The 21865-nt window shown below is 60.5% G+C and carries 19 protein-coding genes and 1 riboswitch; of the genes, 9 read left to right on the top strand and 10 right to left on the bottom strand.

What is annotated here, in order from left to right:
* The first annotated feature begins 174 nt into the window (after nucleotides 1-174).
* Nucleotides 175-726, top strand: a complete 552-nt coding sequence (locus KGB07_RS09830; protein WP_046039298.1) for a cytochrome b — start codon at nucleotides 175-177, stop codon at nucleotides 724-726.
* Nucleotides 727-758: 32 nt separating this feature from the next.
* Nucleotides 759-1352 carry a YceI family protein gene (locus tag KGB07_RS09835; RefSeq protein WP_046039299.1) on the top strand — a complete coding sequence of 198 codons (594 nt, stop codon included), beginning with the start codon at nucleotides 759-761 and terminating at the stop codon, nucleotides 1350-1352.
* Nucleotides 1353-1530: 178 nt separating this feature from the next.
* Here the strand turns inward: KGB07_RS09835 and KGB07_RS09840 are convergent, their stop codons facing one another.
* The 4 genes from KGB07_RS09840 to ahcY form a co-directional block, all read right to left on the bottom strand.
* Nucleotides 1531-3399, bottom strand: a complete 1869-nt coding sequence (locus tag KGB07_RS09840) for a DEAD/DEAH box helicase (protein WP_046039300.1) — start codon at nucleotides 3397-3399, stop codon at nucleotides 1531-1533.
* Between the two features lie 222 nt (nucleotides 3400-3621).
* Entirely contained in the window at nucleotides 3622-4440 is an 819-nt protein-coding gene (locus tag KGB07_RS09845; RefSeq protein ID WP_223465280.1) for a substrate-binding periplasmic protein, read from the bottom strand.
* Nucleotides 4441-4632: 192 nt separating this feature from the next.
* Nucleotides 4633-5478, bottom strand: a complete 846-nt coding sequence (gene metF / locus KGB07_RS09850) for a methylenetetrahydrofolate reductase [NAD(P)H] (protein WP_046039302.1) — start codon at nucleotides 5476-5478, stop codon at nucleotides 4633-4635.
* Nucleotides 5479-5667: 189 nt separating this feature from the next.
* Nucleotides 5668-7077 (bottom strand): adenosylhomocysteinase, encoded by a 1410-nt coding sequence (ahcY, locus tag KGB07_RS09855; protein WP_046039303.1) that lies wholly within the window; start codon nucleotides 7075-7077, stop codon nucleotides 5668-5670.
* Between the two features lie 23 nt (nucleotides 7078-7100).
* Nucleotides 7101-7203: riboswitch (S-adenosyl-L-homocysteine riboswitch) on the bottom strand.
* A gap of 197 nt (nucleotides 7204-7400) precedes the next feature.
* On the opposite strand from ahcY, the gene KGB07_RS09860 reads away from it, so the two are divergent.
* Nucleotides 7401-7805 carry an acyl-CoA thioesterase gene (locus KGB07_RS09860; protein ID WP_046039304.1) on the top strand — a complete coding sequence of 135 codons (405 nt, stop codon included), beginning with the start codon at nucleotides 7401-7403 and terminating at the stop codon, nucleotides 7803-7805.
* A gap of 111 nt (nucleotides 7806-7916) precedes the next feature.
* Here KGB07_RS09860 and KGB07_RS09865 read toward each other — a convergent pair whose 3' ends face one another.
* Complete coding sequence (locus KGB07_RS09865; protein WP_223465281.1) at nucleotides 7917-9086, bottom strand: MFS transporter; 1170 nt, start codon at nucleotides 9084-9086, stop codon at nucleotides 7917-7919.
* 218 nt (nucleotides 9087-9304) lie between these two features.
* Between KGB07_RS09865 and KGB07_RS09870 the strand changes: the two genes are divergently transcribed.
* The gene (locus KGB07_RS09870) at nucleotides 9305-10138 is read left to right on the top strand and encodes an EamA family transporter (protein WP_223465283.1); all 834 of its coding nucleotides are present in this window, start codon (nucleotides 9305-9307) and stop codon (nucleotides 10136-10138) included.
* Nucleotides 10139-10169: 31 nt separating this feature from the next.
* Entirely contained in the window at nucleotides 10170-10553 is a 384-nt protein-coding gene (locus tag KGB07_RS09875; RefSeq protein ID WP_046039307.1) for an MAPEG family protein, read from the top strand.
* A 132-nt stretch (nucleotides 10554-10685) separates the two neighbouring features.
* On the opposite strand, the gene KGB07_RS09880 is transcribed toward KGB07_RS09875, so the two are convergent.
* Nucleotides 10686-11870, bottom strand: a complete 1185-nt coding sequence (locus tag KGB07_RS09880; protein ID WP_046039308.1) for a murein transglycosylase A — start codon at nucleotides 11868-11870, stop codon at nucleotides 10686-10688.
* A gap of 128 nt (nucleotides 11871-11998) precedes the next feature.
* On the opposite strand from KGB07_RS09880, the gene KGB07_RS09885 reads away from it, so the two are divergent.
* Nucleotides 11999-12448 (top strand): c-type cytochrome, encoded by a 450-nt coding sequence (locus KGB07_RS09885; RefSeq protein WP_046039309.1) that lies wholly within the window; start codon nucleotides 11999-12001, stop codon nucleotides 12446-12448.
* A 191-nt stretch (nucleotides 12449-12639) separates the two neighbouring features.
* Here KGB07_RS09885 and KGB07_RS09890 read toward each other — a convergent pair whose 3' ends face one another.
* From KGB07_RS09890 to KGB07_RS09905, 4 genes are all read right to left on the bottom strand, one after another.
* Nucleotides 12640-13035: a DUF1090 domain-containing protein gene (locus tag KGB07_RS09890; protein ID WP_046039310.1), complete on the bottom strand. Its 396-nt coding sequence runs from the start codon at nucleotides 13033-13035 to the stop codon at nucleotides 12640-12642.
* Nucleotides 13036-13131: 96 nt separating this feature from the next.
* A complete protein-coding gene (gene ligB, locus KGB07_RS09895) occupies nucleotides 13132-14811 on the bottom strand; it encodes an NAD-dependent DNA ligase LigB (protein WP_046039311.1) in 1680 nt (559 codons plus the stop codon).
* 187 nt (nucleotides 14812-14998) lie between these two features.
* Entirely contained in the window at nucleotides 14999-16189 is a 1191-nt protein-coding gene (gene metK / locus KGB07_RS09900) for a methionine adenosyltransferase (protein WP_008050251.1), read from the bottom strand.
* An 18-nt stretch (nucleotides 16190-16207) separates the two neighbouring features.
* Nucleotides 16208-17203, bottom strand: a complete 996-nt coding sequence (locus tag KGB07_RS09905) for an ArsR/SmtB family transcription factor (protein WP_046039312.1) — start codon at nucleotides 17201-17203, stop codon at nucleotides 16208-16210.
* Between the two features lie 261 nt (nucleotides 17204-17464).
* Here KGB07_RS09905 and tkt point away from each other — a divergent pair, with 261 nt between their 5' ends.
* The 3 genes from tkt (at nucleotide 17465) to KGB07_RS09920 (ending at nucleotide 21843) form a co-directional block, all read left to right on the top strand.
* A complete protein-coding gene (tkt, locus tag KGB07_RS09910) occupies nucleotides 17465-19462 on the top strand; it encodes a transketolase (RefSeq protein ID WP_046039314.1) in 1998 nt (665 codons plus the stop codon).
* 152 nt (nucleotides 19463-19614) lie between these two features.
* Nucleotides 19615-20667 (top strand): erythrose-4-phosphate dehydrogenase, encoded by a 1053-nt coding sequence (epd, locus tag KGB07_RS09915; RefSeq protein WP_008050248.1) that lies wholly within the window; start codon nucleotides 19615-19617, stop codon nucleotides 20665-20667.
* Nucleotides 20668-20679: 12 nt separating this feature from the next.
* Nucleotides 20680-21843, top strand: a complete 1164-nt coding sequence (locus tag KGB07_RS09920; protein WP_046039315.1) for a phosphoglycerate kinase — start codon at nucleotides 20680-20682, stop codon at nucleotides 21841-21843.
* The last annotated feature ends 22 nt before the right edge of the window (nucleotides 21844-21865 follow it).

Here is a 21865-nt window from a genome sequence, read left to right on the forward strand (position 1 = left end):
GAAGTGTTATTGAATTGGGCTACATTTTTGTACACACATTTGCCGTTAATCTTTTCTTAACTCGCCTGTTTCAGACTCTTGATCGTATTTCTCGATATTTCAAAGCAAAATTTTCCGCTTTAATTCGATAGATAACTCGATAGTCTTGGGCCAGCACTTACAGGGATCTAGGCAATGCAGCTACGTAACTCTACCTCCCGCTACGGCTGGGTCAGCATCTTCATGCACTGGGGCGTGGCACTGGCCGTGTTCGGTTTGTTCGCCCTTGGGCTATGGATGGTTGGCCTCGGCTATTACGACCCATGGCGCAAGGAAGGGCCGGATCTGCACAAGAGCATCGGTTTGATCCTGCTGGGGGTCATGGTATTGCGCGTGTTGTGGCGTTTCATCAGCCCGCCGCCGCCAACCCTGGCCAGCTACAGCCGCATGACGCGACTGGGCGCCATGTTCGGTCATGCCTTTCTGTATTTCTGTCTGTTCGCTGTGATGATTGCCGGTTACCTGATTTCCACCGCAGAAGGCGCCGGGATTCCGGTGTTTGACTGGTTTGAAGTGCCTGCCCTGGTTTCCGGACTACCGGACCAGGCAGATAACGCCGGTGCGATTCACCTCTACCTGGCGTGGGTGCTGGTAATTTTTTCCGGCCTCCATGCGTTGGCAGCATTGAAACACCACTTTATCGACCGTGATGTGACCCTCAAGCGAATGCTGGGTCGCAAAGCCTGAAGTTCAACCTCGACTCCCAAGGAAAACAAAGCATGTTGAAAAAGACTCTCGCCGCTCTGGCCATCGGCTCCGCTCTGCTGTCCGCCAACGTGATGGCGGCTGACTATGTTGTAGACACCACAGGCCAGCACGCCTTCGTTGACTTCAAGATCAGCCACCTGGGCTACAGCTTTATCACCGGTACCTTTAAGACCATGGACGGCAAGTTCAGCTTCGACGCTGCCAAGCCTGAAGACAGCAAGATCGAGTTCAACGTGAACCCCGCCAGCGTCTTCACCAACAACGCCGAACGTGACAAGCACATCTCCAGCAAAGACTTCTTGAAAGTGGCTGATTTCCCTAAGGCCACGTTCGTGTCCACCAGCGTTAAAGCCACCGGTAAAAACGCTGCTGGCAAAGACACGGCCGACGTGGCCGGCGACCTGACTATTGCTGGCGTAACCAAGCCAGTCGTGATCAAGGCCACTTTCCTGGGTGAAGGCAAGGATCCATGGGGCGGCTACCGTGCAGGCTTCGAGGGCACTACCAGCATCAAGCGTTCCGATTTCGGCAAGATGATGGACCTGGGTCCACAGTCCGACGCAGTCGATCTGTACATCTCGTTTGAAGGTGTTAAAGCGAAGTAATGCTGAGACTGTAGGAGCGAGCCTGCTCGCGATAGACCTGAGAGCGCCGCGGAGCATCAGGCTTGCAGCGTTATCGTTGACGACCATCGCGAGCAGGCTCGCTCCTACAGGATGTCATCAGCCATAAAAAATGCCCCGGACCTTTTGGTTCGGGGCATTTTTTCATTGCAGCGATAACTCAGCGATTGCGGGTCAGCAGCGCTGGTTTCTCACCACGAGGACGGCTTGGCAGTTGATCCAGCTGCTCAGGTGTCGGGAAGCGGTCAGCCTTCGACTCCTTGTGCATGATCTTCGGCGCGGGACCGCGCGGGTTCTGTACGGCGGGTTCCGAACGCGGCTGGTCGTCACGGGCCGGACGGCGATTGCGCGAGTCTTCGCGGCGGGCCTGGCCGTCGCGCGGTGCGCCACTGCGAGGACCGCTACGCTTGGCCGGTGGGGTGCCGGTGCTGGCGCCTTCGCTGTTGCGCGGACCGTTCTGGCGACCTTGTGGCTTGCCGGAACGTGGAGCGCCCGAACCTGCCGCAGTGCCTTGTGCCGGAGCACCCGGACGGCGACCACGGCCTTGCGCGGGTTTCTGCTGCGGCACGTAGTCGACGCGGTTACCGAAGTTATCGACATCGTCGTCCAGGAACTCGTCCGGGGCACGATCAGAGGCGGCACGAGGAGGCTGCGACGGACGCTGTTCGCGAGCCGGAGTGCCTTCACGTGGCTTCTGCTGACGGGCAGGGCGCTCGCCGCGTTCGCCGGCCGGTTTTTCCTTGCCCTTGTCTTTGCCTTTGTCCTTGCGACCGCCGCCGCCACCGCTGCCGTTCGGACCGTCGCCGCGCGGGCCACGTGGATTGCGTGGGTTACGCATGTCCGGACGTTCGCGCACTTCAGGTTTCTCGGCTTCCACGGCACTCGCATCGAAGCCCATCAGGTCGCCGTCGGCGATTTTCTGCTTGGTCATGCGTTCGATGCTTTTCAGCAGTTTTTCTTCGTCCGGGGCGACCAGCGAAATCGCCTCGCCCGAACGACCGGCACGGCCGGTACGGCCGATGCGGTGCACGTAGTCTTCATCGACGTTCGGCAGCTCGAAGTTGACTACGTGTGGCAACTGGTCGATGTCCAGACCGCGAGCGGCGATGTCGGTGGCGACCAGGATGCGTACTTCACCGGCCTTGAAGTCGGCCAAGGCTTTGGTGCGGGCGTTCTGGCTCTTGTTGCCGTGGATCGCGACGGCGCTCAGGCCGTGCTTGTCCAGGTACTCGGCCAGGCGGTTGGCACCGTGCTTGGTGCGGGTGAACACCAGCACCTGTTCCCAGGCGCCAGCGGTGATCAGGTGCGCGAGCAAAGAACGCTTGTGGCTGGCGGCCAGGCGGAATACGCGCTGTTCGATACGCTCGACCGTGGTGTTCGGCGGCGTGACTTCGATGCGCTCCGGATTGTGCAGCAGCTTCCCGGCGAGGTCGGTGATGTCCTTGGAGAAGGTCGCCGAGAACAGCAGGTTCTGGCGTTTGGCTGGCAGACGGGCCAGGACCTTTTTCACGTCATGGACGAAGCCCATGTCGAGCATGCGGTCGGCTTCGTCCAGCACGAGGATTTCCACGTGTGACAGATCGACGCTGCCTTGGCCGGCCAGGTCGAGCAGGCGCCCAGGGCAGGCCACCAGCACGTCTACGCCACGGGACATGGCCTGAACCTGCGGGTTCATGCCGACACCGCCGAAGATGCAGGCGCTGACGAACTTCAGGTCACGGGCATAGACCTTGAAGCTTTCATGCACTTGCGCGGCGAGTTCGCGAGTCGGGGTCAGGACCAGTACGCGCGGCTGGCGCGGGCCGTGACGCTGGGATTTGTCCGGGTGACCGTTGGGGAACAACCGCTCCAGAATCGGAAGGGCGAAACCGCCGGTTTTACCAGTACCTGTCTGTGCCGCGACCATCAGGTCGCGACCTTGCAACACGGCGGGAATGGCCCGCTGTTGCACCGGAGTAGGCTCGGTATAGCCCGCTGCCTCGATGGCGCGGACTAAAGCCTCGGAGAGACCGAGGGAAGCAAAGGACATGAGTAATCCTGTTCTAGTTAGGGCTTGGCCCAATGGGAGTCTTGCCTGGCGCGAATCGCGTTTAAGAGGACGCAATCCCGTCCGGTCCTGCTGGGTCTCGAAGGCTCGTCTGCAAGCGCTCGCGCGGGCTGAAAGCTGCGCAGTAGCGGGGTTGAGATGCCATTAACGATTCCGAGCGTCCGGGCGTGAGCCTGGCGGGAAGGCCGGAGTATAACAGAGCAATCACTGCGCGCCGCTTTCCTGCTGCTCAACGGTTTTTTCCGTGGCTACCGTGGTCTTTTCGGTTTTCACGCTGGCTGCCGGTTCCGCGCCGTAGCGGGCACTCAGTTCAGCGTAGGCGGGCTCGCGCTTGAAACGTTTGAGTTCGGCGCCGAAACGCTGCACCAGCAGATCCATGCCCGCATTGCGCCGTACCGCGAGAAACTGGCTTTGCTGGCTGATGATCGTAGGGTTTTCGGTGATCTTGTTGCGGATTCCCAGTTCGTCGAGCAAATGCTGGCCGACCCGGCGGTCGGTGATCAGCAGGTCAATCCGCCCGCGTACCAGTTTGCCGAAGTTGGCTTCATGGGTGGGGGCCGGCTCGCGGGTGAACAGCGTCGAATCGCTGAAGTCCTTGCTGTACAGGTAACCCGGCGAGGTGCCGATGGTCAGGCCGCGCAAGTCATCGAGGGTGCGAAACGGATGGGGCCGTTCATTGGCGTAGAACATCACGAACTGGACTTCAGACAGTGGTTCGCTGGGGTAGAGCAGGGTCGCATCGCGTTCGTCGCTGTGAAAGATGTCCAGCGCGCCGTCGGCCTGGCCTGACTCCAACATCGACAGGCAGCGTTTCCATGGCAGGAATTGCCACTCCACTTCGATGCCCAGGCGCTTGAAGACAATGGCGGTGGTTTCGTAGTCCAGGCCCAGGGATTTGCCGTTGTTGTCTTCGTATACGTAGGGCGCCCACGGTTCCGTGACAATGCGCAGCTTCTCGCCCCGGGCGGTGAAGCTCAGGCAAGTGAAGACAAGCACGGCGATTAACTGCGTGATCAAAGGCATGGGCTGAGATTACGACGAGAAACCGGAAAGAGCCAGAAACTGACCGCAGAAGCTCTAACTCCGTGGATTGCTGCACATTAATAGTGCGCTGAAAGCAAAAGATCGCAGCCTGCGAAAGCTCCTACAGGAGCTGCCGAAGAATACGATCCTTTGATCTTGCTTGTCGCTTTCAGCTTGAAGCTTGCAGCTGCTTCAACGCGGCAACTTCAGGTTGTTCCACACCGCCAGGCTCGCTTCAGCCTGGTTCAGGGTGTAGAAGTGCAGGCCTGGAGCGCCACCCTGCAGCAGTTGTTCGCACATCTCGGTGATGACCTGTTCGCCAAAGCGCTGAATGCTCTGGGTGTCGTCGCCGTAGGCTTCCAGTTGCTTGCGGATCCAGCGCGGGATTTCCGCACCGCAGGCATCGGAGAAGCGCGCCAGCTTGCTGTAGTTGGTGATCGGCATGATGCCCGGCACGATCGGGATGTTCACACCCAATGCCCGCACGCGTTCCACGAAGTAGAAGTAGCAGTCGGCGTTGAAGAAGTACTGGGTGATCGCACTGTCGGCGCCAGCGTTGGCCTTGCGCACGAAGTTGGCAACATCGTCTTCGAAATTGCGCGCTTGCGGATGCATTTCCGGGTAAGCGGCGACTTCGATGTGGAAGTGATCACCGGTTTCTTCACGAATGAATTCAACCAGGTCATTGGCGTGGCGCATTTCACCGCTGGCCATGCCCATGCCCGAAGGCAGGTCACCGCGCAGGGCGACGATACGCTTGATGCCGGCGGCCTTGTACTGGGCCAGCAGGCCACGCAGGTCAGCTTTGCTATCGCCCACGCAGGACAGGTGCGGAGCGGCAGGGATTTTGACTTCGCTTTCGAGCTGCAACACGGTGTTCAGCGTGCGATCACGGGTCGAACCGCCGGCGCCGTAGGTGCAGGAGAAGAAATCGGGGTTGTAGGCGGCCAGCTGGCGAGCAGTGGCGAGCAGCTTTTCTTGCCCAGCATCGGTCTTCGTAGGGAAGAACTCGAAGCTGTAGCGACGATCTTGGGACATGGAGGGAACCTCCAGCTACAAGCTGCAAGCCACAAGCTGCAAGAGAAGCGGAGGTGCGCTCGTCTCTTGTGCCTGGAACTTGCTGCCTGACACTGTTTTGGCAAATTGGGGCAAAACTGCGGGCTTCGTGCGGCAAGATCGGCTTTTGGCCTGTGCTTGCCGCTTGAAGCTCAAAGCTTGCAGCTGCTCTTAGTAGCGGTAAGCGTGCGGCTTGAACGGACCTTCGACGGTCACGCCGATGTAGTCGGCCTGGGTCTTGGTCAGTTGAGTCACAACGCCGCCGAAGCCGCGGACCATTTCCAGGGCCACTTCTTCGTCGAGTTTCTTCGGCAGTACTTCAACGGTCAGGCGCTCGGCTTTCTTGGCTGGCGACAGGTCGGCGTACTTCTGGCCGAACAGGAAGATCTGAGCCAGAACCTGGTTGGCGAACGAACCGTCCATGATGCGGCTCGGGTGGCCAGTGGCGTTACCCAGGTTAACCAGACGGCCTTCGGCCAGCAGGATCAGGTAATCGTCGTTCTGTGGGTCGAAATCGCCAGCGCCGGTGCGGTGGATCTTGTGAACCTGCGGCTTCACTTCTTCCCATGCCCAGTTCTTGCGCATGAAAGCGGTGTCGATTTCGTTGTCGAAGTGGCCGATGTTGCAGACAACAGCACGCTTCTTCAGGGCCTTGAGCATGTTTGCGTCGCAAACATTGACGTTACCGGTGGTGGTCACGATCAGATCGATCTTGCCCAGCAGTGCCTTGTCGATGCTCGCTTCGGTACCGGTGTTGATGCCGTCGATGAACGGCGAAACCAGTTCGAAACCGTCCATGCAGGCTTGCATGGCGCAGATCGGGTCGACTTCGGAGACTTTGACGATCATGCCTTCCTGACGCAGGGACTGGGCCGAACCCTTGCCCACGTCGCCGTAGCCGATGACCAGCGCTTGCTTGCCGGACAGCAGGTGGTCGGTGCCGCGCTTGATCGCATCGTTCAGGCTGTGACGGCAGCCGTACTTGTTGTCGTTCTTGCTCTTGGTTACCGAGTCGTTGACGTTGATGGCCGGGATTTTCAGCTCGCCCTTGGCCAGCATGTCCAGCAGGCGGTGAACGCCGGTGGTGGTTTCTTCGGTCACGCCGTGGACGCGGTCCAGAACGGCTGGGTATTTCTTGTGCAGCAGCTCGGTCAGGTCGCCGCCGTCGTCGAGGATCATGTTGGCATCCCAAGGCGCGCCATCTTTCAGGATGGTTTGCTCCAGGCACCACTCGTACTCTTGCTCAGTCTCGCCTTTCCAGGCGAAAACCGGGATGCCGGCAGCGGCGATGGAAGCGGCGGCCTGATCCTGAGTCGAAAAAATGTTGCAGGACGACCAGCGCACTTCGGCACCCAGGGCAACCAGGGTTTCGATCAGCACGGCAGTCTGAATGGTCATGTGGATGCAGCCGAGGATCTTCGCGCCCTTGAGCGGTTGCTCTTCGGAGTACTTGCGACGCAGACCCATCAGGGCTGGCATTTCAGACTCGGCGATGATGGTTTCGCGACGGCCCCAGGCAGCCAGGGACATGTCGGCGACTTTGTAGTCGGTAAAATCTGCAGGCGTGTTGACAGCGCTCATGAAGAGCCTCCATTCGTAATGTATGCGAATGGGCGCCGTTGTGCGTTTAGTGTCCAGCCAGTGAAGGCCAGGCAACGCCCCATCCGAGCCTGACAGGTCGAACCTGCTGCAGCGCCCCTCGGACAGGTGGCGGGAAAACGGTAGCAATTGAAGATGACCGTTTTGAAACGGTGGCGATTATAGCTTTCTTTGAGCGGCAAGTTGCAAGCTGCAAGCGACAAGTTGCAGCGGCAAGTTGCAAGCGGCAAGCTACAAGAAATAGCCGCTCGACGATCAACTTGCAGCTTGTAGCTTGCCGCTTGAAACTGCTTTCAGGAGTGAACATGAACTTCCACACCCGCAAATGGGTAAAACCCGAAGACCTCAACCCCAACGGCACGCTGTTCGGCGGTAGCCTGCTGCGCTGGATAGACGAAGAGGCGGCGATCTACGCCATTGTCCAGTTGGGCAACCAGCGTGTGGTCACCAAGTACATTTCCGAAATCAACTTCGTCAGCGCCTCGCGCCAGGGCGACATCATCGAACTGGGCATCACGGCGACCGAATTCGGCCGCACTTCCATCACCCTGACCTGTGAAGTGCGCAACAAGATCACCCGCAAGAGCATCCTCACCGTTGAAAAAATGGTGTTCGTGAACCTCGGTGAAGACGGCTTGCCGGCGCCTCATGGTCGGACAGAGATCAAGTACGTCAAGGATCAGTTCAAGGATGATGACGCCGGTCAGTGAGATCGGTGATGTCCCCATCGCGAGCAGGTCGAATCATCGCTCCCACATTGAGCCGCGATCCCTTGTGGGAGCGAGCCTGCTCACGAATGCGGCATACAATCAAGGTGATGCTCAGCCCACCAAATCAAGCGCAGTCGCACCGCGACGCTGGCGATAGATGAAGAACAGTGCAGTCAACACGGTCAGCCCGCTGACCAGTGCACCGGTCCACGGCAAGTCCGCAAGGTCCGCGCCGCTGGCCACCACCAGCCCGCCGATCCAGGCGCCGGCCGCGTTACCCAGGTTGAAGGCGCTCTGGTTCAGTGTCGAACCCAGGTTCGGTGCCTCGTGGGCCTGATCGATGATCAGCAGTTGCAGGATCGGGCACAAGGCAAAGGCAAACGTCCCCCACAACACCAGTGTGATTGCCGCCGGGATCACCGAATGGCTGGTTTGCGTGAATGCCGCCAGCACCAACAGCACCGCCAGCGCCATGCCCACCAGCGAAGGCAGCAAGCGGCTGTCCGCCAGACGACCACCGAGCATGCTGCCGGCGGTCAAGCCCACGCCGAACAATAGCAGCATGATGGTGACGCCGTGAGGGCTGACTCCGGTGATGTCCTGCAGGATCGGTGCAATGTAAGTGAACACACTGAACAGGCTGGTTGAGGCCAGCACGCTCATGCCCAGGGCCAGCAGCACGTTGGCCTTGCCCAGTACCTTGAACTCGCTGGCCAGGTTGGCTTTATCCATCGCGATGTTTTTCGGCAGCCAGACCCATTGCGCAATCGCCGCCAGAACCCCGATCACCGACACCGCCCAGAAGGTCGAGCGCCAACCTGCGTATTGCCCGAGTGCGGTGCCCAGTGGCACGCCGAGCACATTGGCCAGGGTCAGACCGGTGAACATCATGGCAATCGCCTGAGCCCGTTTGTTGGGTGCCACCAGCCCGGCAGCCACCACCGAACCGATGCCGAAAAATGCGCCGTGGCACAGTGCCGTGATCACGCGCGCGGCCATCAGCGTGGCGTAGTTCGGCGCCAGTGCGCAGAGCATGTTGCCGAGAATGAGCATCAGCGTCATGCCCAACATCGTGGCCTTACGTGGCATGTTGGCGGTGCCGACCGCGAGGATCGGAGCACCGAACACCACGCCCAGGGCGTAGCCGGTGATCAGCAATCCGGCATCGGGAATGCTCACGCCGAGGTCGCGGGCGACATCGGGCAAAAGACCCATGATGACGAATTCAGTGGTGCCGATGCCGAAGGCGGCAACAGCGAGGGCAAGCAAAGCGAGTGGCATGCGCAAGGTCTCTGTCGGTAGTCTTGACGCTGTGATCAGGCATACGCAGGCCGACGACCGTTCTCGACGAGAGCGGGTCGGGCAGAATTTTTATTGGAATTAGTCTGTGCGCAACTGAGTGCGGCGTGGTCACTTGCAGTATAAGCAGCCACTGAAGTATGGCGAATCAATTCTCGGCGCCCCTATAAGGATCGTGGAGACAACAAAAGGAGTAGGCCGTGCTTGCGACGGCGTTGGTGTTGGTGGCGGCGCTGTTGCATGCGGCGTGGAATACCCTGATCAAGTTCAGTGCGGAGCGACTGTTGGTGGTGGCCTGCATGGACAGCGTGGCGCTGCTTTTTGTCGCGCTGATGCTGCCGTTCCTGAGCGTGCCGCCACTGGAGATCTGGCCGTGGATCCTGGCGTCGGCGGCGTTCGAGTTGCTCTATCGCTATTTGTTGATCCAGGCCTATCGGGTCGGTGACCTCGGGCTGGTCTATCCATTGATGCGCGGCCTGTCACCGTTGGTGGTGCTGGCGCTGACGCTGATCTTTGCCGGGGAGGTGCTGACCCATCAGCAGATCTTCGGAATCCTGCTGATCCCGTTCGGCATGCTGTGCCTGCTCTGGCAGGGCGGCGGCGGAGCGCGCCTTCCATGGTCGATGCTACCGGTGGTGGCGCTGATCGGTCTGTGCATCGGTTGCTACACCTACATCGACGGTCAGGCATTGCGGCGCTGGTCCCATCCACTGGATTACCTGGTCTGGGTCACCTTGCTCAGTGCCTGGCCGTTTCCGCTGTTGGCGTTGGTGCGCAAGCGGCCCGCGTTCATGTTGTTCTGGCGCGAGCAGTGGCGACTGGGCCTGGCCGTCGGGTTTTGCGTGTTGTTCAGCTACGCTCTGGTGCTGTGGGCGATGCAATTGGGCTCGATTGCAGAAGCGGCGGCGTTGCGCGAGATCAGCGTAATTCTGGTGGTGCTATTTGGCATGCGTTACCTGAAAGAACCTTTTGGCGGACCGCGCCTCTTAGCTTGTGGGCTGGTGCTGATCGGCATTTTGGTCATGAAATTTTGACTGTTCTGAAACGTGAAGAAGGGACTGCTTTATGACGGTTGCTCTGTGGTGCATTTTGATCGCGATTCTCCTGCCGTATGTGTGTACGTGGGTCGCCAAGATCAGTGGCGGGTTCAGGTTGAGAGACAACCATGACCCCCGGGATTTTCTCGATTCGCTGGAAGGCTTGGGCAGGCGCGCGAATGCGGCGCAACTGAACAGCTTTGAAGTGATCCCGGCGTTCGCTGCGGCAGTGATCGTAGCGCACCTGGCAGGCAATGCCGAACTGGTGACGATCAATGTGCTGTCGGTGTTGTTCATCACCAGTCGCCTGCTCTACATCATTTGCTACCTGGCGGACTGGGCGACGCTGCGGTCGCTGGTGTGGTTCGTGGGGATGGCGTTGATCGTGAGTTTTTTTGTGGTGTCGGTCTAAACGATCTTCAGGGTTTTTGCCGGCCTCATCGCGAGCAGGTCGAATCGTCGCACCGTCGCTCCCACATTGGAACGCGTGTCTTCTGTGGGAGCGAGCCTGCTCGCGAAAGCTATCTAACGGTCAACACTCGCCTCAGGGCTTGGTCTTCTCTGCATCCGCCACCTGCGGTACTTGTGGCAGCGCAGCACCTTTGGGCCAGAGCATCCAGATCTGTCCCTGCTGTTTCATGTCCCCGGCCAGTTGCCCGGCCGCATCGCCGGTGCCCCAGAACAGATCCGCCCGAACCTCGCCGGCAATGGCGCCGCCGGTGTCCTGTGCTGCCACCGGGCGAACCAGTGCAGTGCCGTCCGGTTTGGTGGTCGATAACCACAGCAGACTGCCCAGCGGAATTACCTTGCGATCCACCGCCGCGCTGTAACCGGCAGTCAACGGTACGTTCAGCGAGCCGCGCGGACCTTCGTTGCTGTCCGGGTTGCGGGTGAAGAATACGTAGCTGGGGTTGCTGCCGAGCAGTTCGGGAATCCGCGACGGATTGGCCTTGGCCCAGGTGCTGATGGCGCCCATGGTCACGTCTTCTTTTTTCAACTCGCCCTGTTCCACCAGCCAGCGGCCGATCGGTCGATACGGATGGCCGTTCTGATCGGCGTAGGCAATGCGCAACTGGCGACCATTGTCGAGCTGGATACGGCCCGAACCCTGGATTTGCAGGAACTGCAGGTTCATCGGATCGGTCAGCCAGGCCACGACCGGCGCCTTGACCCCTTTGCTTTCGATGGTTGCCGCATCGTCGTACGGCTTGAGCACACGACCTTCGAGTCGACCGCGCAGGCGCTTGCCCTTGAGTTCCGGGTAAATGCTGTCGAGGGCGACGATGATCATGTCTTCGGGGACGCCATACACCGGCACACTGGCAACGCTGGTCTGGGTCAGACTGCCGGGGTAAACCGGTTCGTAGTAACCGGTGATCAAACCGTTGGAGTTGTCGTTGGCAGCGCGCAGGCCATAGACATCGAGGTTCTGCTTGAGAAAACCGCGAATGTCGCTGGCGGTTTGCGGCACGTTGGCAGCCGCTACGCAGGTGCCACCCCAGACCGGGTCGGCCTTTAGTCGGGTGCAGGCGCTGCGCCAGGAACCGAAACCGGCGACCAGGTCGCTGTCGGACACCGCCGGCAGCGCTTCCCATGTGGCGCTGGAGTAGGTGGCCAGGGCGTGGGTTTTCGGTTGTTTGTTGTCGCCACCGGTGCAGCCTGCGAGCAGGGCCACCATCGGCAGGGTCCAGGCCAGGCTGTGACGCCAGGCCTTGAAACGGCTGTTCATGGAGTGATTCCTTTGCCGGTTGCCTGAGCGCTCCATGTGCTCAAGCAACCCTTGTTGATAATAGGGCTATTGGTCTTTGCCGATGACGCGAGGATACTGGCCGCCGTTTCCCGTGACCTGAAGCCACCATGACTTTTAAAAGACTTTCTGTTGTATTGCTGGCCTGCCTGACGTTGTCCGCTTGTGGCGGTGTCGACCCCAACTCGCCGCTCGGCCAGCGCAAGGCCATTTTCAAGCAGATGCTCAAGACTGGCGAAGACCTGGGCGGCATGTTGCGTGGACGCATTGCGTTCGATGGTCCGAAATTCGCCGAAGGCGCGGTGAAGCTCGATGCGTTGTCCCGTGAGCCGTGGCAGCATTTTCCGCAAGTGCGCGAGGAAGATCACACCAGCGCCAAGAGCGATGTCTGGGAGCAACAGGCACGCTTTCAGGCAATGGCCCGCGACCTTGAAAGCGCCACCGGTGAATTGGTGATCGCCAGCCAGGTCCAGCCCTACAAGGCCAGCAACCTGGGGCCGGTGGTGCAGAAAGTCGAAGATGCTTGCAGTGCTTGTCATAAGGCGTTTCGGGATCATTGATTCTCGGCTGCGACGGTCTGTTGTTGTGGCGAGGGAGCTTGTCGGAGCGCCGCATCGTCCCGCTCGTCTACGCAGCAGGCGTTAGTTGGCAGTCGGGTTCGATCTGATGTTCAGGATGGCTGGTTTGGGGCTACTTCGTAGCCCGGCGGGAGCAAGCTCCCTCGCCACGGTTAGCCTTGGGTGTTGCTTGTTTATTTATCCAGCTCATCCAGTGCGTTCTGCAATTCCTTGCGGGCATCGGCGAGTTTGTCTTTGCGCTTGTTGATCTTGTCGGGGTCGCCTTTGCTCATGGCCTTGTCGAGGTCCGCCTGACGCTTGCTGACTTCGTGCTTGGCGTCGAGCACCTTGTTTTCCCGTTCCTTCTTCAGCGAGGCGTCGGTGCAGTTCGCTTCGACTTCGCTCAGGGCCTTTTCCAGGCCGGCCTGCTGGTCGGCATTACCGTGGACCTTGGCCAATTCGATCTGGTTGATGATTCCTTGCTTCTTGGCGGCGCAACCGGTCAGCCCTGGCGCTTCCTCGTCCGCCATCAACGGGGTGGCCAGCACGCTGCAAAGGGTCAACAGGGCGAGCGGTGAAAGAAATTTCATAAAAGCTCCATGTAGGAAAGCAAGCAGGCCGGTGTGGCAATGGCTTGTTGGAGCCCAGCGGTCCCTTGGGGTTCCCGGTGGGCGCAGGGCCGACAGCTAAAAGCCGTCAATCCCCGCATCACGTAATGTTTCACTCAAGGCCAGGACCTGCGGATCGCGGAAAAATGCGTTCAGTTGCGCTGCGCGCCCTGGCCCGATATCGGCCTCGGCCCGCCATTGTTCGATGTTTCGCTCTGCCAGTACCTGCCATGAATCGCCGAGATGCGCCTGGCCTGTCGGTGGTAATCCCAAGGCTTTGAGCCAGTGCGCGAACGGGCGTTGCCGGGCCTGGTTGAAGCCGTCCGCAAGGCGAGCCGCACTGCGCTCGCCGAAACCGTCAATGGTAGCAAGCTCTTGGGCATCGAGGGTCAACCAATCCAGCAGACCGTTCAGGCGACCTGTTGCAAGAAGTTTTTCCCAAGTACCCGGACCCACATTGGGTAGCGCCAGGCCCTGCTTGCTGCTGAGCCAGGTCAGGCGCGCGAGAAACTGGCTCTCGCAGCCCGGAGTCGGTTGCCAGCAACTCAATAAATGGAAGTCTGCTGCCAGCGGTGTGTTCAATTCGGCGCGTTCGCTGCTGCGCAATACAACGCTATCGAGCCTGGGAATGGTCAGCCCGGCCAGGCTGATGGCGACCTGATCACCCGGGCGTATGTCCAGCGCCTGCCAGCGTTGCAACGAACCGACGCTGACGTGTTTGATCTGCCGGTCATCGAGCTTCACCGGGGTCAGTTCAAGTACCGGAGTGATCCGCCCGGTCCGGCCGATTTTGAAGTGAACCTGGCGGACTTCGGCCAGTGCCTGGGCGAAGGGGTATTTCCAGGCGATGGCCCAGTAGGGCGACCTGGCCTGCCAGCGCTCAGCGGCTGGGCGCTGGTTTTGGCGCAGGACGATGCCGTCGCTGGCAAAGGGCAGGGCAGAGCGATACCAGTGCTCGCGCCAGCGTTCGGCATCGACAGCGGAGGCAATGGGCTGGCTGTATGTCGTGGTACTCGGGAAGCCAAGCGCAGTCAGCGCCGCGGCACGCGCGGGCACGCTCGCCGGCCCTTGGGGCCAGTCCCAGACAAACAAGTCGATGTTGGCGGCCTGTTCGGCGCTCAAGACCTTGCGCGCCATCAGGCCGGCCACCGAGCCACGAGCATTGAGGCTACCGGCCCGGGCCTGCACATGATCGGTCAGGCGCCAATACAGTTCGCCTTGCACGATCAGGTCCCGGGCCTGCGGTAGCCGTTGCGGGATGGCCGGAATCTGCCGTGCAGGAAGCGTCCAGTCCTGACCACTCTTGCCGTCACCACGGCTGATGGCCTGGGCCAACAGACCGTTGCGGTAAACCAGGGTCACCGCCACGCCATCGATTTTAGGCTGGACCCAGACGTCCACCCGGCCACGCAGCCATTTTTCCACGGCGGGCTGATCGTGCAGTTTGTCCAGGCCAGTGTGGGCGATAGGGTGGGGCAGTGTGCCGCGTGCAGTGCGCAAGGGGTCTGCGGACGGGCTCAGGTTGAAGCAGTGGCGCCATTGGGTGAGTTGGGCGCGGGACTGGTCGTAGAGTTCATCGGCGACCAGTGAGCGTCCCTGGCGGTGATAGCTGTCGTCCCAGAGGTCGACTTGCTGTTGCAGTTTGTTGACTTCAATCAGGGCGCGTTCCGGCGTCCAGTCGGGGCACTCGGCGGTATTGGCGGTCATGTGGGTAAAGAACAGTAGAACGGCAAAAAACAGGCGCAGGTGGGGAAGCATCTTGAGCGTCCTTGCTCGGTGAGGTGCTTGAAGGCTAGGTCAGTATCAGTTAGCGCAGCGGGCGGGGTTTTTACCGAGTGTTTCTAATGGCTTGCCCGCGAAGGCTGCGATGCGGTGTAAAGCGAATCCCAATAAAAAGCCCCGCAGGGCGCGAACCGTGCGGGGCTTCGGGTGTTGCGGGGAAGTCTTACAGGCCGGCAGCAGAACGCAGAGCGTCGGCGCGATCGGTTTTTTCCCAGGTGAACGTGGTGAAGGTGTCGTCGCCCACGGTCTTGGTCGCCGGGGTGCGACCGAAGTGGCCGTACGCAGCGGTTTCCTGATACATCGGGTGCAGCAGGTCGAGCATCGTGGTGATCGCGTATGGACGCAGGTCGAACACTTCGCGGACCAGTTTGACGATCTTGTCATCGCTGATCTTGCCGGTACCGAAGGTGTTCAGCGAGATCGAAGTCGGCTGAGCAACGCCGATGGCGTAGGACACCTGAATCTCGCAACGCTCGGCCAGGCCGGCGGCAACAATGTTCTTGGCCACGTAACGACCGGCGTAGGCAGCCGAACGGTCAACCTTCGATGGATCCTTGCCGGAGAATGCGCCACCGCCGTGACGGGCCATGCCGCCGTAGCTGTCGACGATGATCTTGCGACCGGTCAGACCGCAGTCACCCACCGGGCCGCCGATAATGAACTGGCCGGTCGGGTTGATGTGGAACTGGGTGTCCTTGCTCAACAGTTCGGCAGGCAGCACGTGCTTGACGATCAGCTCCATCACGCCTTCGCGCAGGTCGTTGTACGACACTTCCGGGTTGTGCTGGGTCGACAGAACGACGGCGTCGATACCGACAACCTTGCCGTTTTCGTAACGGCAGGTCACTTGCGACTTGGCGTCCGGGCGCAGCCAAGGCAGCAGGCCGGATTTACGGGCTTCGGCCTGGCGCTGCACCAGTTGGTGCGAGAAAGTGATCGGTGCAGGCATCAGCACGTCGGTTTCATTGCTGGCGTAGCCGAACATCAGGCCCTGGTCGCCGGCACCCTGATCTTCAGGCTTGGCACGGTCGACACCCTGGTTGATGTCTGGGGACTGCTTGCCGATGATGTTCATCACGCCGCAGGTCGCGCCGTCGAAGCCGACGTCGGAGCTGGTGTAGCCGATGTTGGTGATCACGTCACGAACGATCTGCTCCAGGTCAACCCAGGCCGAAGTGGTGACTTCGCCGGCGATGATCGCCACGCCCGTTTTCACCAGAGTCTCGCACGCCACACGGGCGAACTTGTCTTCAGCAATGATGGCGTCCAGCACCGCATCAGAAATCTGGTCGGCGATTTTGTCCGGATGCCCTTCAGACACGGACTCGGAGGTGAAAAGGGAGTATTCGCTCATCTCGATGTTTTCCTGAAATTACCGATGGTGAGTGTCGCCAGCCGGTCGCTGAAAATGGCGGACCTGGATCTGGAAACCATTACGTAAGCCTACATAGAGGCTTTCCCCGGGAACGAGTCCCGCAGCGGTGGCCCAACGGGCCAGATCGTCCTGTTCAAACCCCAGCCAGAGATCACCGCAGGCCTCCTTGGCCCAACTCTGGTTGTGGCTACATAACTCTGTCACTAACAGGCTACCGCCTGGTTGCAGCAAATTGGCCATGTGCTTGAGCGCATCGGCCGGCGCGGCAAAATGGTGCAGCACCATGTTCAGTACAACGCAATCGGCCTTGAGGCTGACGCCGTTCAATGCATCGGCCAGTTGCAGGCTGACGTTAGTCAGCTTGTCGCGTTCGCAGACCTGGCGCGCCAGCTCAAGCATCGCGCTGCTGTTATCCAGCGCCGTGACTTGCGCGAAGCGGCGCGCCAGTTCCGGCAGGAATGCGCCATCGCCGGGGCCGACTTCAATGGCCGTGGCGTCTTTGTCGAAGCTCAGCTTGTCGAGCAGGGCCACCACGCTTTCGCGGTATTGCGGCAGGCCGGCGATCAAGTCTTGCTGGGCGCGAAACTTCTCCGCCACCCGTGAGAAAAAGTCCTGGCTGGCGGCCGCGCGTTGTCCATGGACCTGGGTGATGCGCGACTGTACGTCGGTCGGCAGCGTCAGGTTGTCCACTTCTTCGAGCAGCGCTGCGTGCAATTTGCCGCCCAGCAGTTCGGTGTGGGGCAGTGCACGACGGTAGAAAATCGCGTTGCCTTCGCGGCGCGTCGCCACCAGGTCGGCCTGGGCCAGTACCTTGAGGTGGTGGCTCATGCCTGACTGGCCGATGCCGAAGATCTGTGCCAGTTCCAGCACACCGAACGAATCGTTGGCCAGTGCGCGCAAGACATTCAACCGCAGGGGATCGCCGCCAGCCTTGCACAAGGCTGCCAGCTCATCGCAATCGTCATGTTGAATGGATGGCACGCGTAAATTCATAAGGCCGGCAGTCTAGTCACGGGTCGAAGGCATCGCAAGAGCAATATCAAAAAGTTTTGATATTGCTCGATAGATGGCACTTCTTAACGTTAGCTTCAGTCAACAAACGGACGGCGGAAAGGTTTCACCAAGCGAATACGTCGTTATCCATTGGAAAAACGCCTTCAGATGACTATCTGTCATTGCCCCGAGGCGTCCCGGTGAGGGAAAATGCTCGCCTTTTTTCCGTTTCGTTTTATTCAAGCCCCCAGGAGAACAGCGATGCCTAGCCGTCGTGAGCGTGCCAACGCCATTCGTGCCCTCAGCATGGATGCCGTGCAAAAAGCCAACAGCGGCCATCCCGGTGCCCCGATGGGTATGGCGGATATCGCCGAGGTACTTTGGCGCGACTACCTCAAGCACAACCCGAGCAATCCATCGTTCGCCGACCGTGACCGCTTCGTGCTGTCCAATGGCCACGGCTCGATGTTGATCTACTCGCTGCTGCACCTGACCGGCTACGACCTGTCGATCGATGACCTGAAGCAGTTCCGTCAACTGCACAGCCGCACCCCGGGCCACCCGGAACTCGGCTACACCCCGGGCGTAGAAACCACCACCGGTCCACTGGGCCAAGGCCTGGCCAACGCCGTGGGTTTTGCCCTGGCTGAAAAAGTCATGGCGGCGCAGTTCAACCGTCCTGGCCATAACATTGTCGACCACCACACCTATGTGTTCCTGGGTGATGGCTGCATGATGGAAGGCATTTCCCACGAAGTCGCTTCCCTGGCCGGTACCCTGGGCCTGGGCAAGCTGATCGCCTTCTACGATGACAACGGCATCTCCATCGATGGCGAAGTCGAAGGCTGGTTCACCGACGACACGCCGAAGCGTTTTGAGTCCTACAACTGGCAAGTGATCCGCAATGTCGACGGTCACGACCCGGAAGAGATCAAGACGGCGATCGACACTGCGCGCAAAAGCGAGCAGCCAACCCTGATCTGCTGCAAGACCACCATCGGTTTCGGTTCGCCGAACAAGCAAGGCAAGGAAGATTGCCACGGCGCCCCACTGGGTGACGCGGAAATCGCCCTGACCCGTGCGGCGCTGAAATGGAACCACGGTCCGTTCGAAATCCCGGCCGATATCTACGCCGAGTGGGACGCCAAGGAAGCAGGTAAAGCTGTCGAGGCCGAGTGGGACCAGCGTTTCGCCGCTTACTCCGCCGCGTTCCCGACTGAAGCCAGCGAACTGGTGCGTCGTCTGAGCGGTGAGCTGCCAGCTGATTTCAGCGAAAAAGCCTCGGCCTACATCGCCGAAGTGGCTGCCAAGGGCGAAACCATCGCCAGCCGTAAAGCCAGCCAGAATGCCCTGAACGCATTCGGCCCGTTGCTGCCTGAGTTCCTCGGCGGTTCGGCTGACCTGGCCGGTTCCAACCTGACCCTGTGGAAAGGCTGCAAAGGCGTCACCGCCGAAGACGCCAGCGGCAACTACATGTACTACGGCGTGCGCGAGTTCGGCATGACCGCGATCATGAACGGTGTTGCCTTGCACGGCGGCCTGGTGCCTTACGGCGCGACCTTCCTGATGTTCATGGAATACGCGCGCAACGCGGTGCGCATGTCGGCCCTGATGAAGCAGCGTGTGATCCACGTCTACACCCACGACTCCATCGGTCTGGGCGAAGACGGCCCGACTCACCAGCCAATCGAGCAACTGGCCAGCCTGCGCTGCACGCCGAACCTCGATACCTGGCGCCCAGCCGACGCCGTTGAGTCGGCGGTGAGCTGGAAATACGCACTGGAGCGCAAGGACGGTCCTTCGGCCTTGATCTTCTCCCGCCAGAACCTGCAGCACCAGACCCGCGACGCCGGCCAGATCGCCGACATCAGCCGTGGTGGTTACGTGCTGAAAGACTGCGCTGGCGAGCCTGAGCTGATCCTGATCGCCACCGGTTCGGAAGTCGGCCTGGCCGTTCAGGCCTTCGACAAACTGACCGAGCAGGGCCGCAAGGTACGCGTGGTTTCCATGCCGTGCACCAGCGTGTTCGATGCCCAGGACGCCGGCTACAAGCAATTGGTCCTGCCGTTGCAGGTCAGCGCCCGTATCGCCATCGAGGCTTCCCATGCGGACTACTGGTACAAGTACGTGGGCCTGGAAGGCCGCGTGATCGGCATGACCACCTACGGCGAGTCGGCGCCTGCGTCGGCCTTGTTCGAAGAGTTCGGCTTCACCCTGGAAAACATCCTGGGTCAGGCTGAAGAGCTGCTGGAAGACTAAGTCCGACAGTGATGTTGTCCGGGCTGACGCCTTCGCGAGCAGGCTCGCTCCTACAGGGTTCTACATCGCCCATGTAGGAGCGAGCCTGCTCGCGATAGCGTCGGTTCAAACGACACAAAACTGATGGATTCACCACGGTAATCGAGAACCCCATGCCTCAACCGCGTCCCTACAAAGTTGCACTCAACGGCTACGGCCGGATTGGTCGTTGCGTCTTGCGTGCGTTGTTCGAGCGAGGCGAGAAGGCCGGGTTCGAGATTGTCGCGATCAACGATCTGGCGGACATGGCCAGCATCGAATACCTGACACGCTTCGACTCCACCCATGGCCGGTTCCCCGGCGAAGTGAAGGTCGACGGCGATTGTCTGCATATCAATGGCGACTGCGTGAAGGTCCTGCGCAGTGCTACCCCCGAAGGCATCGATTGGGCGTCCCTGGGCGTCGATCTGGTGCTGGAGTGCTCCGGTGCTTATCACACGCGAGAGGACGGCCAGCGTTTCCTCGACGCCGGCGCCCCGCGTGTGCTGTTTTCCCAGCCGATGGCCAGCGAGACGGACGTCGACGCAACCATCGTCTATGGCGTGAACCAGGATTGCCTGACCGGCGACGAGTTGCTGGTGTCCAACGCGTCCTGCACCACCAACTGCGGCGTGCCGCTGTTGCGCCTGTTGAATCAGGCCATTGGTCTGGATTACGTATCGATCACCACCATTCACTCGGCGATGAACGATCAGCCGGTCATCGATGCCTATCACCACGAAGACCTGCGCCGTACCCGTTCGGCGTTCCAGTCGGTGATTCCGGTGTCCACCGGTCTGGCGCGTGGTATCGAGCGCCTGCTGCCGGAACTTGCCGGCCGAATTCAGGCCAAAGCCGTGCGGGTGCCGACGGTCAACGTGTCCTGCCTCGATATCACGATGCAGACCGCCACCGCGACCGACGCCACCGAGGTCAACCGGATCTTGCGCGAAGCCGCCACCAGCGGCCCGCTCAAAGGCTTGCTGGCCTACACCGAGCTACCTCACGCAAGCTGTGATTTCAACCATGACCCACATTCGGCGATCGTCGATGCCAGTCAGACCCGCGTTTCCGGCCCACGGCTGGTGAACATCCTGGCCTGGTTCGACAACGAATGGGGTTTTGCCAACCGAATGCTGGACGTTGCAGAACACTATCTGCAAACAGCAACTTCAAAAAAACCGTAGGAAGTGCGACCCATGACCGTGTTGAAGATGTCCGACCTCGATCTGCAAGGTAAGCGCGTATTGATCCGCGAAGACCTCAACGTCCCAGTCAAGGACGGTGTTGTCACCAGCGATGCGCGTATCCTGGCCTCGCTGCCGACCATCAAGCTGGCCCTGGAAAAAGGCGCGGCCGTGATGGTCTGCTCGCACCTTGGCCGTCCGACCGAAGGCGAGTTCTCGGCCGAGAACAGCCTCAAGCCAGTCGCCGACTACCTGAGCCGTGCTCTGGGTCGTGAAGTGCCGCTGGTGGCCGATTACCTGGGCGGTGTCGACGTGAAAGCGGGCGACATCGTGCTATTCGAAAACGTACGCTTCAACAAGGGCGAGAAAAAGAACGCTGACGAACTGGCCCAGCAATACGCAGCCCTGTGCGACGTGTTCGTGATGGACGCCTTCGGCACCGCTCACCGTGCCGAGGGTTCGACCCACGGCGTGGCCAAGTTCGCCAAAGTCGCTGCTGCCGGCCCGCTGCTGGCTGCTGAACTGGATGCGCTGGGCAAAGCCCTGGGCGCCCCGGCCCAGCCGATGGCGGCCATTGTTGCCGGCTCCAAGGTGTCGACCAAACTCGACGTGCTGAACAGCCTGAGCCAGATCTGCAACCAGTTGATCGTCGGCGGCGGCATCGCCAACACCTTCCTGGCCGCTGCCGGTCACCCGGTCGGTAAATCCCTGTACGAGCCGGACCTGTTGGACACCGCTCGCGCCATCGCCGCCAAGGTCAGCGTACCGCTGCCAGTGGACGTGGTGGTTGCCAAGGAATTCGCCGAAAGCGCCACTGCGACCGTCAAGCTGATCGCTGACGTTGCTGCCGACGACATGATCCTGGACATCGGCCCGCAGACCGCGGCGAATTTTGCCGAGCTGCTGAAGTCGTCGCAAACCATCTTGTGGAACGGTCCGGTCGGCGTGTTCGAATTCGATCAGTTCGGTAACGGTACCAAGGTGCTGGCCCAGGCCATCGCAGACAGCGCGGCGTTCTCCATTGCCGGCGGTGGCGACACCCTGGCCGCCATCGACAAGTATGGCGTGGCCGAGCAGATCTCCTACATTTCTACCGGTGGCGGCGCGTTCCTCGAATTCGTCGAAGGCAAGGTCCTGCCAGCCGTTGAAGTCCTGGAAAGCCGGGCCAAGGCCTGAGGGTCGCCCGTTTGACCAGGCA

This window comes from Pseudomonas sp. GL-RE-26 (assembly GCF_019956275.1).
GTDB lineage: Bacteria > Pseudomonadota > Gammaproteobacteria > Pseudomonadales > Pseudomonadaceae > Aquipseudomonas > Aquipseudomonas grandcourensis.

Bases quoted from the DNA above. Each gene is read 5' to 3' on its own strand.
- KGB07_RS09885 (WP_046039309.1), top strand. From the start codon at position 11,999: ATGACTTTTAAAAGACTTTCTGTTGTATTGCTGGCCTGCCTGACGTTG.
- KGB07_RS09860 (WP_046039304.1), top strand. From the start codon at position 7,401: ATGAACTTCCACACCCGCAAATGGGTAAAACCCGAAGACCTCAACCCC.
- KGB07_RS09880 (WP_046039308.1), bottom strand. From the start codon at position 11,870: ATGAACAGCCGTTTCAAGGCCTGGCGTCACAGCCTGGCCTGGACCCTG.
- metK (WP_008050251.1), bottom strand. From the start codon at position 16,189: ATGAGCGAATACTCCCTTTTCACCTCCGAGTCCGTGTCTGAAGGGCAT.
- KGB07_RS09875 (WP_046039307.1), top strand. From the start codon at position 10,170: ATGACGGTTGCTCTGTGGTGCATTTTGATCGCGATTCTCCTGCCGTAT.
- KGB07_RS09905 (WP_046039312.1), bottom strand. From the start codon at position 17,203: ATGAATTTACGCGTGCCATCCATTCAACATGACGATTGCGATGAGCTG.
- KGB07_RS09865 (WP_223465281.1), bottom strand. From the start codon at position 9,086: ATGCCACTCGCTTTGCTTGCCCTCGCTGTTGCCGCCTTCGGCATCGGC.
- tkt (WP_046039314.1), top strand. From the start codon at position 17,465: ATGCCTAGCCGTCGTGAGCGTGCCAACGCCATTCGTGCCCTCAGCATG.
- epd (WP_008050248.1), top strand. From the start codon at position 19,615: ATGCCTCAACCGCGTCCCTACAAAGTTGCACTCAACGGCTACGGCCGG.
- KGB07_RS09920 (WP_046039315.1), top strand. From the start codon at position 20,680: ATGACCGTGTTGAAGATGTCCGACCTCGATCTGCAAGGTAAGCGCGTA.
- ligB (WP_046039311.1), bottom strand. From the start codon at position 14,811: ATGCTTCCCCACCTGCGCCTGTTTTTTGCCGTTCTACTGTTCTTTACC.
- KGB07_RS09830 (WP_046039298.1), top strand. From the start codon at position 175: ATGCAGCTACGTAACTCTACCTCCCGCTACGGCTGGGTCAGCATCTTC.
- ahcY (WP_046039303.1), bottom strand. From the start codon at position 7,077: ATGAGCGCTGTCAACACGCCTGCAGATTTTACCGACTACAAAGTCGCC.
- KGB07_RS09835 (WP_046039299.1), top strand. From the start codon at position 759: ATGTTGAAAAAGACTCTCGCCGCTCTGGCCATCGGCTCCGCTCTGCTG.
- KGB07_RS09840 (WP_046039300.1), bottom strand. From the start codon at position 3,399: ATGTCCTTTGCTTCCCTCGGTCTCTCCGAGGCTTTAGTCCGCGCCATC.
- KGB07_RS09890 (WP_046039310.1), bottom strand. From the start codon at position 13,035: ATGAAATTTCTTTCACCGCTCGCCCTGTTGACCCTTTGCAGCGTGCTG.
- KGB07_RS09845 (WP_223465280.1), bottom strand. From the start codon at position 4,440: ATGCCTTTGATCACGCAGTTAATCGCCGTGCTTGTCTTCACTTGCCTG.
- metF (WP_046039302.1), bottom strand. From the start codon at position 5,478: ATGTCCCAAGATCGTCGCTACAGCTTCGAGTTCTTCCCTACGAAGACC.